Here is a 12,602-nt window from a genome sequence, read left to right as displayed (position 1 = left end):
GGGGAGGGCGGGTACGGGGCGCACGACGACCGGACGACCAGTTCGGTCGGCAGCCGGACGTGCGGGTCGCGCTCGACGCCGCCGACGAGGTCGATGAGCAGGCGCATCGCCTCGGCGCCCATGCGCTGCAGGGGCTGCGCGATCGTGGTGAGCTGCGGGGTGACCAGCGCCGACTCGGGGATGTTGTCGAAGCCGATCACGGACAGGTCGTCGGGCACCGTGAGGCCCATGGTCCGGGCGACGTCCATCGTGGAGATCGCGGAGAGGTCGTTGCCGGCGAAGACGGCGGTGGGCCGGTCGGGCAGTGTCAGCAGTTCCGCGGCCGTGGCGGCGCCGCTCTCGACCCGGAAACCGCCGACGCGGACGAGTCGTTCGTCGACCGCGAGGCCCGCGTCGGCCATGGCCCGGCGGAAGCCGGCCTCGCGCAGGCGCGCCGACTCGAGGTCGGCGCGACCGCTGATGTGGCCGATGCGGCGGTGACCGAGCGACAGCAGGTAGTTGGTCGCGAGCATCGCGCCGGCGAAGTTGTCGGAGTCGACGGTGGGCAGCCCGGACGGGCCGGTGTGGGGGTCGACGGCCACGACGTGGAAGCCCTGCTTGGTCTCGACCACCGTCGGCGTGACGATCACGGCCCCGTCGATGAGCGTCCCGGACAGGCGGGCCAGCGAGCGCCGCTCCCAGCCGACGGCCGTGCCGTCGCCGTCGCCGCCGGAGTAGGCCAGCAGTTGGTAGCCGGTGCCGGCGACCTCCTTCGACGCGCCCTTGAGCAGCTCGGTCGAGAACGGCTCGAATTCGGCCACCAGGATGCCCAGGACGTTCGTCCGGTGGCTACGCAGGCTCTGCGCTCCGAGGCTGGCCTCGTAGCCGAGCTGGTGGATGACCTCCCGGACGCGCTCGACGGTCGCCTGCGCCACGCCGTAGCGACCGTTGACGACCTTCGACACGGTCGCCACCGAGACGCCGGCCGTACGGGCCACGTCCGACATCTTGACACGCTCGGGGAAGGTCACGCCGACGATGATAGAGGGCCACCTGGGACTCGTCGCGAGGGAGTCGAAAACGTTATCGACAACGGTTGACACCCCGTCGCAGCGGCTGCAAAACTCGCCGCACCTAAGTACCGCCACTGCTAGTCGAGGAGACGTGTCGATGGCGATGAGGCACCGCGCGGGCGCCACCCTGGCGCTGTTAATGACCACCGCACTGCTCGTCGCCGGGTGTAACGGCGGCGACGATGAAGCCCCCGCTGAGAACGAGCTCTACAAGAACCCGGTGACCCTGACCTGGTGGCACAACGCCTCCCAGGACGGGCCTGGCAAGACGTACTGGGAGAAGGTCGCGAAGGACTTCTCCGCACAGCACCCGACCGTCACGATCCAGATCGAGGCGATCGAGACCAACCAACTCCAGCGCACCCGGCTCCCCGCCGCGCTGCTGACCAGCGACCCGCCGGACATCTTCCAGGCGTGGGGCGGCGGCGAGATGCGCGAGCAGGTGGAGGCCGACTACCTCAAGGACCTCACCGAACAGGTCAAGGACGAGGTCGCCAACATCGGCAGCGCGACCGAGATCTGGCAGGTGGACGGCAAGCAGTACGGCCTGCCGTACCGGATGGGGATCGAGGGCATCTGGTACAACAAGGACATGTTCGCGAAAGCGGGCATCGCCGCTCCTCCGACCACTTTCGACGAGCTGAACCAGGCGGTCACGAAGCTCAAGGCCATCAACGTCATCCCGATCGCGCTGGGCGCCGGTGACAAGTGGCCCGCCGCGCACTGGTGGTACAACTTCGCGCTGCGTGCCTGCTCGGTCGACACGCTCAAGAAGGCCTCCGTCGACCTGGTCTTCGACGACCCGTGCTTCGTCAAGGCGGGCCAGGACCTCAAGAGCTTCATCGGCACCAACCCCTTCCAGCCGAACTTCATCGCCACGCCGGGCCAGAACGACCCGACCAGCGCGAACGGCCTGCTCGCCAACGGCAAGGCCGCCATGGAGCTGATGGGCGACTGGAACCGGGGCACCCTGGAGACCGTCTCCGCGAACCCGGAGGCCCTCAAGAAGTTCCTCGGTTGGTTCCCCGTTCCGGCGATCGCCGGCTCGGCCGGTGACGCGAAGGCGGCCCTCGGCGGCGGTGACGGGTACTCCTGCGCGAAGAACGCGCCGGCCGAGTGCGTCGAGTTCCTCAAGTACATCGTGAGCCCCGAGGTGCAGAAGGGCTACGCCGAGACCGGCACCGGCCTGCCCGCCGCCAAGGGCGCGGAGGCCGGCGTCACCGACCCCGCCCTGAAGTCCATCCTGGAGGCCACCTCCGGAGCGACCTACGTGCAGCTCTGGCTGGACACGGCCTTCGGCAGCACCGTCGGCAACGCGATGAACGACGCCGTCGTCGCCATCTTCGCCGGCAACGGCACCCCGGAGAAGGTCGTCGAGGCGATGAAGGCGGCCGCGAAGAAGTGACCTCCATCAACCCGACCCGGATCCCCGTCGGCGGCGCGGACGCGCCGCCGGCGGGCCCCCGGCCGGCTCGGCGCTCGTCCGCCCGGGCCGCCGAGACCAGACGCAAGTGGTACGAGATCATCGGGCTCACCACGCCGGCGATCGCCGTCTACGTGATGTTCGTGCTGGTGCCGATGGGGTTCGCGGTCTACTACAGCCTGTTCCGCTGGCGCGGCGTCGGACCCCCGACCGACTTCGTCGGCTACGACAACTACGTCCTCGCCTTCCAGGACCCGGTCTTCCTCGACGCGCTGCGCAACAACGCCATCATCGTGGTCGGGTCGCTGGTGATCCAGGGGCCCATCGCCCTGGCCGTGGCCCTGCTGCTCAACCGACGGTTCCGCGGACGCGCCGCTTTCCGCCTGCTCGTGTTCGTGCCGTACGTCCTCGCCGAGGTCACCGTCGGCATCATGTGGAAACTGCTCCTCACCGGCGACGGCACCGTCGACGCCCTGCTCCGGCAGCTCGGCCTGGGCAGCTTCGTGCAGGCGTGGCTCGCCGACCTCGACGTCGTGATCTGGACGATGCTGTTCGTGCTCACCTGGAAGTACGTCGGCTTCGCGATCATTCTCCTGCTCGCAGGTCTGTCGAACGTGCCGCCCGAGCTGACCGAGGCCGCCGCGATCGACGGGGCGAGCTGGTGGCAGACCCAGCGCCACGTCATGCTCCCGCTGCTGGGGCCCACGATCCGGATCTGGATGTTCCTGTCGATGATCGGCTCGTTGCAGGCCTTCGAGGTGATCTGGGTGACCTCGGTGCCCGCGGTCCGGTCTCTCGGTGCCTCGGCCACCATGGCCACCTACATGGTGGACAACGGCTTCTTCGCCCGGCTGTGGGGCTACGGCAACGCCGTCGCCGTGATCCTCTTCGTCATCTCGTTCATCGCGGCGCTGCTGTTCCAGCGGTTCCTCCTCCGTCGCGACATCGAGGGCGCCGTCACCGGAAGGAGGAACTGAGCGTGAACGCCAGCGCCGTCCCCGCACCCTCCACCTCGCGCCGGCCGTTCGCCTGGAGCAGCCCTCTGACCTACGCGATGGCGCTCGCGGTCGCCGCCATCTCGATCACTCCGGTGGTCTACGTGATCGTCGGCGGCTTCCGCACCACCCCGCAGATCATCGCGGATCCGGCCGGGCTGCCCGACCCCTGGGTGTGGGACAACTACGCCCGGGTGCTGACGCAGAGCGACTTCTGGAAGCAGGCGTTCAACAGCGCCGTGATCGCCGTCGGAACGACGGCAGCGGTCGTGGTGCTCGGCGTCTGCGCCGCGTTCGTGCTCGCCCGGTACGCCTTCCGCGGCCGCGAGGCGCTCTACACCTTCTTCACGCTCGGCCTGCTCTTCCCCTCCGGGGCGGCGATCCTGCCGCTCTACCTCATGCTGCGCGACCTCGACCTGATCAACTCCTACTACGCGGTGATCCTCCCGCAGGTCGCCTTCTCGCTACCGCTCACGATCGTGATCCTGCGGCCGTTCCTGGCCGCCGTCCCCCGCGAGTTGGAGGACGCCGCCGCGATCGACGGTGCCGGCCGGCTCGGCTTCCTCTGGCGCATCATGCTGCCGCTGTCCCGGCCCGCGCTGGTCACCGTCGGGGTCCTCGCGTTCGTGGCGAGCTGGAACGCCTTCCTCCTGCCGCTGCTCGTGCTCGGCGACGCGGACCTGCACACCCTGCCGCTGGGCGTGCAGAACTTCTCCAGCCAGTACACCTCCGACACCGCCGGAATCCTCGCGTTCACCTCGCTGGCGATGCTGCCGGCACTTCTCTTCTTCACCTTCGCCGAGAAGCAGATCGTCGGTGGCCTGCAGGGTGCGGTGAAGGGCTGAGCAGCACCGGTACCCGCAGAGGCGAAACACCGCATAACCGTCTACCTGTTCGCCCGGCAGACCCTCGTACGGGGGCCGACGGGCGTCGGAGGAAAGTGACCGACAACGTGACCGTGGACACCGAACCGAGCATCACCATCTGGAACGACCCCTCCTACGACCTGCCCACCCGCGTCGACGCCCTCGTCGCCGCGATGACCCTGCCCGAGAAGATCGCCCAGCTGTACGGCGTCTGGGTGGGCGCCTCCGCCGACGGCGGTGAGGTGGCGCCCTACCAGCACGAGATGGAGGAGGCGGTCGACCTCGACTTGCTGCTGGAGACCGGGCTCGGCCAGTTGACCCGACCGTTCGGCACCGCGCCGGTCGACCCGGCGCTCGGCGCCCTGTCGTTGCTGCGGAGTCAGCAACGGATCACCGCCGCCAACCGGTTCGGCATCCCCGCGCTGGCCCACGAGGAGTGCCTGGCCGGCTTCGCGACCTGGGGCGCGACCGCGTACCCGGTGCCGCTGTCCTGGGGAGCCACCTTCGACCCCGATCTGATCCGGCGGATGGCCGCTCTGATCGGTGCCGACATGCGTCGCCTCGGCGTGCACCAGGGGCTCGCGCCGGTGCTGGACGTGGTCCGCGACGCCCGCTGGGGACGTGTCGAGGAGACCGTGGGCGAGGACCCCTACCTGGTCGGCACGGTTGCCACCGCGTACATCCAGGGGTTGGAGTCCACCGGTGTGGTGGCCACCCTCAAACACTTCGTGGGCTACTCGGCCTCGCGGGCCGGACGCAACCACGCGCCGGTCGGCATGGGCCCCCGGGAGCGGGCGGACGTGATGCTGCTGCCGTTCGAGATGGCGGTCCGCGAGAGCGGCGCCCGATCGGTGATGCACGCCTACACCGACACCGACGGGATCCCGTCGGCGGCCGACGAGGAGCTGCTCACGGGCCTGCTCCGGGAGACCTGGGGGTTCACCGGCACCGTCGTCGCCGACTACTTCGGCATCGCGTTCCTGCACGCCCTGCACGGGGTGGCCGGCAGTTGGGGCGAGGCGGCCGGCGCCGCGCTCGCCGCCGGGGTGGACGTCGAGTTGCCCACGGTGAAGACGTTCGGCCTGCCGTTGCGTGAGGCCATCGCCGCCGGGGAGGTGCCCGAGGCGCTGGTGGACCGGGCGGTGCGCCGGGTGCTGCTGCAGAAGGCGCAGCTCGGGCTCCTCGACGCGGACTGGAACCCGGTGCCGCCGGCCCTCGAGGGCCTCGACGTCTCCGACCCGGACGCGGTGCGGGGCACCGTCGACCTGGACTCGCCGGCGAACCGGGCGCTCGCCCGCGAGGTGGCCGAGCAGGCCGTCGTGCTGCTGCGCAACGACGGCACCCTGCCGCTCGCCCGGCCGGCGCGGATCGCCCTGATCGGCCCGCAGGCCGAAAGTTCGACGGCGGCGCTCGGCTGCTACTCGTTCCCGGTGCACGTCGGGTCCCGCCACCCGGAGCTGCCGGTCGGCATCGAGCTGCCCACGCTGGCGCAGGCGCTGGTCCGTGAGTTCCCGACGAGCGAGGTGATCATCGAGGCCGGCGTGGGCATCGACGACCTCGACACCGCCGGTGTCGCCGCGGCCGTCGAGGCGGCGCGGGCTGCCGACGTGGTGATCGTGGCGCTCGGCGACCGCGCCGGACTGTTCGGCCGGGGCACCAGCGGTGAGGGTTGCGACGCCGAGTCGCTGGCCCTGCCCGGGGCGCAGCAGCACCTGCTGGACGCGCTGCTGGACGCCGGCACGCCGGTGGTGGTCACGCTGCTGGCCGGCCGGCCGTACGCGCTGGGCCGGGCGGTCGACGAGGCGGCGGCCATCGTGCAGTCCTTCTTCCCCGGTGAGGAGGGACCCGCGGCGATCGCCGGCCTGCTCAGTGGGCGGGTCGAGCCGCAGGGGCGGCTGCCGGTCAGCGTGCCGCGCAGCCCCGGCGGCCAGCCCACCACGTACCTGGCCGCCCGGTTGGGACATGCCAGCGACGTCTCCAACCTCGACCCCACCCCGGCGTACGGCTTCGGGCACGGGCTCAGCTACACGACGTTCGACTGGTCGGAGCTGGCGGTCGAACAGGCGACGACGGAGACCGACGGCGAGCTGCGGCTGGCCTTCACGCTGCGCAACAGCGGCACCCGGTGGGGCAGCGAGGTGGTGCAGCTCTACGCGCACGACCCGGTGGCCTCGGTGGTGCAGCCGGTGCAGCGGTTGATCGGCTACCTGCGGGTGCCGCTGGACGCCGGCGCGGGTTGCCGGGTCGAGGTGAGCGTGCCGGCCGACCTGCTCTCGTTCACCGGGCGGGACGGCCGGCGGGTGGTCGAGCCGGGTGCGGTGGAGTTGCGCCTCGCCTCGTCCAGCACCCGCCCCCTGCTGGTGGCGGCCGTCGCGCTCACCGGGCCGGCACGGCAGGTGGACCACACCCGACGGATGCACCCGCTGTTCACCGTCCACCCGACCGTCTGAGAGTTCCTGTGCACACCGATCTGCCCGAGGAGCAGTTGCGCGGCTACCGCAGCACGGTGCGGGAGCCCGCGGACTTCGACCAGTTCTGGGCCGGCACCCTGGCCGAGGCCCGGGACGCCGGCTGGCCGGTCCGGGCGGAGCCGGTGTCGACCGGGCTGGCCGGCATCGACGTACTCGATGTGACCTTCGCGGGCTTCGCCGGCCAGCCCGTGCGGGCCTGGCTGCGGGTGCCACGCGGGGCCGGCACCGCGCTGCCGACCCTGATCCAGTACGCCGGGTACGGCGGCGGGCGCGGGCACCCGCTGGAGAACCTGCTCTGGGCGTCGGCCGGGTTCGCGCACCTGCAGATGGACACCCGGGGGCAGGGCTCGGGCTGGAGCCGGGGCGACACCCCGGATCCGGGCGCCGCCGGCCCGGAGGCGCCCGGGGTGGTCACCCGGGGCATCTCCGACCCGCGTACGTACTACTACCGCCGGCTGATCACCGACGCGGTCCGGGCGGTGGACGCCGTCCGGACCCTGCCGGTGGTCGACCCGACCCGGGTGGCGGTGCTCGGGCACAGCCAGGGCGGCGGGCTGGCGCTGGCGGCCGGCGCGCTGGCGCCCGGCCTGCGGGCGGTGGTGGCGTTCGTGCCGTTCCTCTGCGACATCCCGCGCGCGGTGGTCGCCACGGACACCCGCCCGTACCGGGAGATCCGCGACTACCTGGCCATCCACCGGGACGCCGAGGAGCAGGTGCTGACCACCCTGGCGTACGTCGACGGGGTCAACTTCGCCCGCCGCTGCCGCCGTCCGGCGCGGTACTCGGTGGCGTTGATGGACGACATCGTGCCGCCGTCGACGGTCTACGCCGCCGTCAACGCCCACGCCGGGCCGACCGAACTGTCGGTGTGGCGGTACAACGGCCACGAGGCCGGCGGCATCGACGACGACGAGGCGGCGCTGCGCTTCCTCGGCGGGCACCTGGTCGAGGGCGCCGGCCCGCTCGTGCGGCACCCGGACGCCGATCCGGCGCGGAGCCTCGGCCGGGCCTGATAGACAGGACGGGTGCGCAGGCCAGGGCGGGTGGGTGGCGCCGTCGTGCTGGCGTTCGTCGCGCTGCTCGGCGGCTGCTCTCGGCCGGAGCCCCGCCCGGCGCCCACCGTCACGGCGCCGGCATCGTCGAGCCCCGCCCCGTCGAGCCCGGTTCCGTCGAGTCCCGCCCCGTCCGCTGTCGACCGGCTGCCGGGGTTCGTGGTGCTGTCCGACGTCGACCCGCGTATCCGCAGCGACATCCGGTACGCCGGCGCGCACAACTTCGTCGGCCGGCCGATCAGCGGCTACCCCGAGCCGCTGTGCCTGCTCACCCGACAGGCCGCCGAGGCGCTGCGCCGGGTCCAGGACGCCGCGCTCACCGGTGGGCACAGCCTCAAGGTGTACGACTGCTACCGGCCGCAGCCTGCCGTGGACGACTTCGTGGCCTGGGCGAAGCGCCCCGGCGAGCAGCAGACCAAGGCCGAGTTCTATCCGGGCGTGGCCAAGAGCCGCCTCTTCGCCGACGGCTACATCGGGGCGCCCACCGCGCACAGCCGCGGCAGCACCCTGGACCTGACCCTGGTCGAGGAGCCCGCCGCCAGCCAGCCCCCGTACGATCCCGGACGGCCGCTGGTCGCCTGCACCGCGCCGCGCGGGCAGCGCTTCGCCGACAACAGCATCGACATGGGCACCGGTTTCGACTGCTTCGACGCCCGGGCGCACACCGCCGACCCCCGGATCACCGGCACGGCCCGGGACAACCGGCGACTGTTGCGGCGGTTGATGACCGACGGCGGGTTCGTCAACTACGACCGCGAGTGGTGGCACTACCGATTCCGCGACGAGCCGTACCCGGACACCTACTTCGCCGCGCCCGTCGCCCGATCCTCGGTCGGCTGACGCCCGGGCGGCTCACGTCCAGTAGAGGATTCGGCACGCCGGCACCCGCGCGGCCAGTTCGGCGACGAACCATCCGCGCAGCTCGCCCATCGTGTCCCGTGGATAGACGTACTTGACCGCGCCGAACTTGCCGTGTTTCCGGCTGCGCGACTCCTCGTCCATCTCCAGCCGGGTCCGCGGGTACCAGCCGAGCAACACCTCCTTGCTGCCCGGCGTGAACCGGTGGGTGATCAGCTCGGCGGTCAGGTCCAGCTCGGGCACCCCGTCGACCGCCGCGGCGACCTGGTTCAGCAGCTCGCCGTAGCGTTCCCGCCAGTCCGGCAGCGGCATGATCGGCGCGATGGTCAGCCCCACCGGGTAGCCCGCCAGAGCGAGCCGGCGCAGCGCGGCGAGCCGGTCCGGCACCCGGGCCGTGCCGCCCTCGAACCGCTCGCTGACCGGGGCGCAGTTGACGCTGAACCGGACCCGGGTCCGGCCGGCGTGCGGCAGCCCGACGAAGCTGTCCACGTCGGCGTACTTGGTGGTCCAGCGCAGTTGCACCGGCGCGTCCCAGTCAGAGAAGTGCTGCACCGCCCGGAGCCAACTGCCGGTCAGGTGCTCCAGGGCGAGGGGATCGGTGTAGCAGGACGCCTCGAAGGTGGTGCCCTCGTCGGCGCGCCGCGCGTTGCGGCTGGTCACGGTCCCGCGCCCGGCGTACGCGGCCAGCCCGGCCAGGATGTCGTCGAGGTCCGCGTACACGCGGGTCACCGGTGGGCCGGAGAGTGACCCGGCGAGGTAGCAGTACTGGCAGTGTGCCGGGCAGCCCTCCGCGAGGTCGACGCGCCAGTCGGCGCTGGGCGCGATGGGTTGCAGGGCGCGTCGCGAGGGCGGGCTCACCACGATCGCCATGGTGGCCTTGGCCCGCGCGTACGTCTCGCGGTCGGTGCGCCCGCGTACGCCGGTCAGCCGGTTGGACCGCAGGCGCTCCACCTCGATGCCCAGCGCCCGCACCCGCTCGGTGATCCGTTGCCCGTGCGGGTGCTCCAGCGCGGCCGGGGTGACCACCACCCGGTTCGGGGTCCAGCGGCGCGCCGGCCGGGCCGCCGGCGCGAGCCCGGCCAGGTCGCGGGTCGGCACCCGCTCGCCGCTGGCGTCGTGCGGCGCGGCGGGCACGTCCACGGCGAGCGGCTGGTCGACGTTCACCGCGTCCGGGTTGGTCACCGGATCGGGGTACCCGTTGCCGGCGGAATCCCACCCGATCCACCGCTGCGCGATTGACGCCACCCGAGCCAACGAATAACCTTTCATCTATCTGTAAACCTTGTGAACAAATGGTTTCCAGCGACGCGGCGGCGCGCGTCCCCAGGCCACCGACCGAAGGGACGATCAGGTGATCGCAGAACTTCCCACCCGTGCCAGACGGATCATCTCGCTGCTGGTCGCCCTGATCGTCGCGGTGACCGCCGGCATCGCCGTCAACGCCTCGCGCGCCGCGCAGGCCGCTCCGACGTTCAAGGTCCTGGCCTTCTACAACGGCACCTGGGACGCGGCGCACATCGACTTCGTCCGGGACGCCCGCGCCTGGTTCCCGCAGGCGGCCGCCCAGTACGGCTTCTCCTGGGAGGCGACCACAAACTGGGGCCTGCTGAACACCGCGAACCTGGCCCAGTACCAGGTCGTCATGTTCCTCGACGACGCGCCGCCCGCCGCACAGCGTCCCGCGTTCGAGCAGTACATGCGCAACGGCGGGGCGTGGCTGGGCTTCCACGTCAGCGCGTTCACCCAGAACCCGTCGAGCTGGAGCTGGTACTACAACACCTTCCTCGGCAGCGGCTCGTTCCAGACGAACACCTGGGGACCCACCCGCGTCACAATGCGCGCCGACAACCGCACCCACGCCGCCACCCGGAGCCTCCCGGCGACGTTCCCGTCGTCGATCAGCGAGTGGTACTCCTGGAGCAACGACCTGCGGCAGAACCCCAACATCGAAATCCTCGCCTCGGTCGACCCGTCCAGCTTCCCGGTCGGCACCGACCCCAACCAGTCCTGGTACGGCGGCTACTACCCGTTGGTCTGGAGCAACCGGCAGTACAAGATGCTCTACGCGAACTTCGGGCACAACGCGATGAACTACAACACCAACACCGGGCTCTCGTCCACCTTCGACAGCGCCCAGCAGAACCGTCTGTTGATCGACGGGCTGCACTGGCTCGCCGGCGCCGGCACCGTCCCCCCGACGACGCCCCCGCCGACCGACGGCATCTCGCCGACCGCCTGGCACACCGTGGTCAACCGGGGCAGCGGCAAGTGTGTCGACGCGCGGGCCGCCGCCAGCGCGAACGGCACCGCCATCCAGCAGTACGCCTGCAACGGCAGCACCGCGCAGCAGTACCAGTTCCCGCCGACCAGCGGCGGCTACCTGCGGGTCAACAACCGCAACAACAGCGCCCAGGTGCTCGACGTGACCAACGTGTCGACCGCCAACTCGGCGCCCATCCAGCTCTGGTCCTACAGCGGCGGAAACAACCAGCAGTGGCGGGCCGAGCCGGAGGGCGGCGGCTACTACCGGTTGGTCAACCGCAACAGCGGCAAGTGCCTCGACGTGCCGGGAGCGTCCACGGCCGACAGCGTCCAGCTCGTCCAGTACACCTGCAACGGCACCGCGGCGCAGTCGTTCCGGCTGGTCCCGCAGCCGTAGGCCCGTCGCGGGAACCTCCCCGTCCTCACGACACCCGACCGGCACGGCCGAACCGCGCGGCGACGCCCCGCAGCACGGCGCGCAGCTCCGGCGGGTCGAGCACGTCGAAGTCCACCTCCAGGGTGCCGAGGAAGGCGGCCAGGTTGGCCAGCGACTCCCCGCCGGTGTGCAGTAGGCAGGTCTGCTCGTCGATCGCCTCGAGCAGACCTGCCGTGGAGGGGATCCGCTGCGCCATCCGGTCGGCCGGCGCGTGCAGGCGTACCCGGGCGGGGTGTGGCCAGGCTGTGGAGCCGACGCCGCGCAGCACGTGCGCGACCGCGTCGCCACCGGGCGGCTCGCGGGGCGCGAAGCGCGGGCCGGTCGGCACCCGGGGCCGGAGGCGGTCGGCGCGGAAGGTCCGCCAGTCGGCCCGGTCGGTGTCCCAGCCCAGCAGGTACCAGCGCCGGCCGGTGTAGACCAGTCGGTACGGCTCGACGTCGCGCACGGTGGTGGTGCCGTCGTGCCCGGCGTAGTCGAAGCGCAGCCGCTCGCGGCGATGCACGGCCGTGGAGACGGCGGTGAGCGTCTCGGCGTCGACGGTCGGGCCACCGGCCGCGGCGGAGACCGTGGCCGTGCGCAGCGCGTCCACCCGGTGCCGCAGCCGCGACGGCAGCGACTGCTCCAGCTTGGCCAGCGCCCGCAGCGACGTCTCCTCGATGCCGCGTACCGAGCCGGACGCCGCCGCTCGCAAGCCGACGGCCACCGCCACCGCTTCGTCGTCGTCGAGCAGCAGCGGCGGCAGGGCGGACCCCGCGCCGAGCCGATAACCGCCGGCGACCCCGGGCCGGGACTCGATCCGGTAACCGAGCACCCGCAGCCGTTCGACGTCGGCGCGCACCGTGCGGGCGGTGACCGCCAACCGGTCGGCCAGCTCCGCGCCGGACCAGTCGCGGTGGCCCTGCAGGAGGGCGAGCAGCCGCAGCAGTCGCACGGAGGTCTCCGCCATGCTGGGCAGTCTGCCGGAGAGCAGTTCCGGCCCGCCGCGTGCGAGGCGTCAGTGCCCACCAGATCGGCCTGGGCGGGCGTCACCCAATCGAGCGTGATACCTGTGAGTCATATTTATGGGTCTTGTGACGTGTCTGTGGGTGGTTGGGCGCGTCGTTGATGGCGCACGCCGTTGTCCTGCCTAGGTTCTGGCTTGTCGAAGGTCAGAACTATGGGCGGGAGAACGGCGTGCGTTCTGCCAG

General features: G+C 71.7%; 10 protein-coding genes. 7 read left to right on the top strand and 3 right to left on the bottom strand.

Annotation, left to right across the window (positions count from 1 at the left end; genetic code table 11):
- The coding region (locus EAD98_RS26945) for a LacI family DNA-binding transcriptional regulator (protein ID WP_147457497.1) at window positions 1–1,010 on the bottom strand (1,010 nt) is incomplete at its 3' end.
- A gap of 139 nt (window positions 1,011–1,149) precedes the next feature.
- Between EAD98_RS26945 and EAD98_RS26940 the strand changes: the two genes are divergently transcribed.
- From EAD98_RS26940 to EAD98_RS26915, 6 genes are all read left to right on the top strand, one after another.
- Window positions 1,150–2,457, top strand: coding sequence for an extracellular solute-binding protein (locus EAD98_RS26940; RefSeq protein WP_121656767.1), 1,308 nt, complete (start codon window positions 1,150–1,152; stop codon window positions 2,455–2,457).
- Complete coding sequence (locus EAD98_RS26935) at window positions 2,454–3,452, top strand: carbohydrate ABC transporter permease (protein WP_121656766.1); 999 nt, start codon at window positions 2,454–2,456, stop codon at window positions 3,450–3,452. The genes EAD98_RS26940 and EAD98_RS26935 overlap by 4 nt, the downstream gene beginning before the upstream one ends.
- On the top strand, window positions 3,449–4,315 hold the full coding sequence (locus EAD98_RS26930) for a carbohydrate ABC transporter permease (RefSeq protein ID WP_121656772.1): 867 nt from the start codon (window positions 3,449–3,451) through the stop codon (window positions 4,313–4,315). The genes EAD98_RS26935 and EAD98_RS26930 overlap by 4 nt, the downstream gene beginning before the upstream one ends.
- 95 nt (window positions 4,316–4,410) lie before the next feature.
- Window positions 4,411–6,786, top strand: coding sequence for a glycoside hydrolase family 3 N-terminal domain-containing protein (locus tag EAD98_RS26925; protein ID WP_233583990.1), 2,376 nt, complete (start codon window positions 4,411–4,413; stop codon window positions 6,784–6,786).
- 8 nt (window positions 6,787–6,794) lie between these two features.
- Complete coding sequence (locus EAD98_RS26920) at window positions 6,795–7,820, top strand: acetylxylan esterase (protein ID WP_121656765.1); 1,026 nt, start codon at window positions 6,795–6,797, stop codon at window positions 7,818–7,820.
- 12 nt (window positions 7,821–7,832) lie between these two features.
- Window positions 7,833–8,699, top strand: a complete 867-nt coding sequence (locus tag EAD98_RS26915) for a M15 family metallopeptidase (RefSeq protein ID WP_233583989.1) — start codon at window positions 7,833–7,835, stop codon at window positions 8,697–8,699.
- 12 nt (window positions 8,700–8,711) lie between these two features.
- Here the strand turns inward: EAD98_RS26915 and EAD98_RS26910 are convergent, their stop codons facing one another.
- Entirely contained in the window at window positions 8,712–9,986 is a 1,275-nt protein-coding gene (locus EAD98_RS26910) for a spore photoproduct lyase family protein (protein WP_233583988.1), read from the bottom strand.
- Between the two features lie 82 nt (window positions 9,987–10,068).
- On the opposite strand from EAD98_RS26910, the gene EAD98_RS26905 reads away from it, so the two are divergent.
- The gene (locus EAD98_RS26905) at window positions 10,069–11,376 is read left to right on the top strand and encodes an RICIN domain-containing protein (RefSeq protein ID WP_233583987.1); all 1,308 of its coding nucleotides are present in this window, start codon (window positions 10,069–10,071) and stop codon (window positions 11,374–11,376) included.
- Between the two features lie 25 nt (window positions 11,377–11,401).
- Here EAD98_RS26905 and EAD98_RS26900 read toward each other — a convergent pair whose 3' ends face one another.
- On the bottom strand, window positions 11,402–12,361 hold the full coding sequence (locus EAD98_RS26900) for a YafY family protein (protein ID WP_121656764.1): 960 nt from the start codon (window positions 12,359–12,361) through the stop codon (window positions 11,402–11,404).
- Window positions 12,362–12,602: the final 241 nt, after the last annotated feature.

This window comes from Micromonospora sp. CV4 (assembly GCF_003667455.1).
GTDB lineage: Bacteria > Actinomycetota > Actinomycetes > Mycobacteriales > Micromonosporaceae > Micromonospora.
This window is presented reverse-complemented; position numbering and strand designations above follow the sequence as displayed.

Excerpts from the sequence above, each read along its gene's own strand:
- EAD98_RS26940 (WP_121656767.1), top strand. The coding sequence starts at position 1,150 with ATGGCGATGAGGCACCGCGCGGGCGCCACCCTGGCGCTGTTAATGACC.
- EAD98_RS26910 (WP_233583988.1), bottom strand. The coding sequence starts at position 9,986 with ATGAAAGGTTATTCGTTGGCTCGGGTGGCGTCAATCGCGCAGCGGTGG.
- EAD98_RS26900 (WP_121656764.1), bottom strand. The coding sequence starts at position 12,361 with ATGGCGGAGACCTCCGTGCGACTGCTGCGGCTGCTCGCCCTCCTGCAG.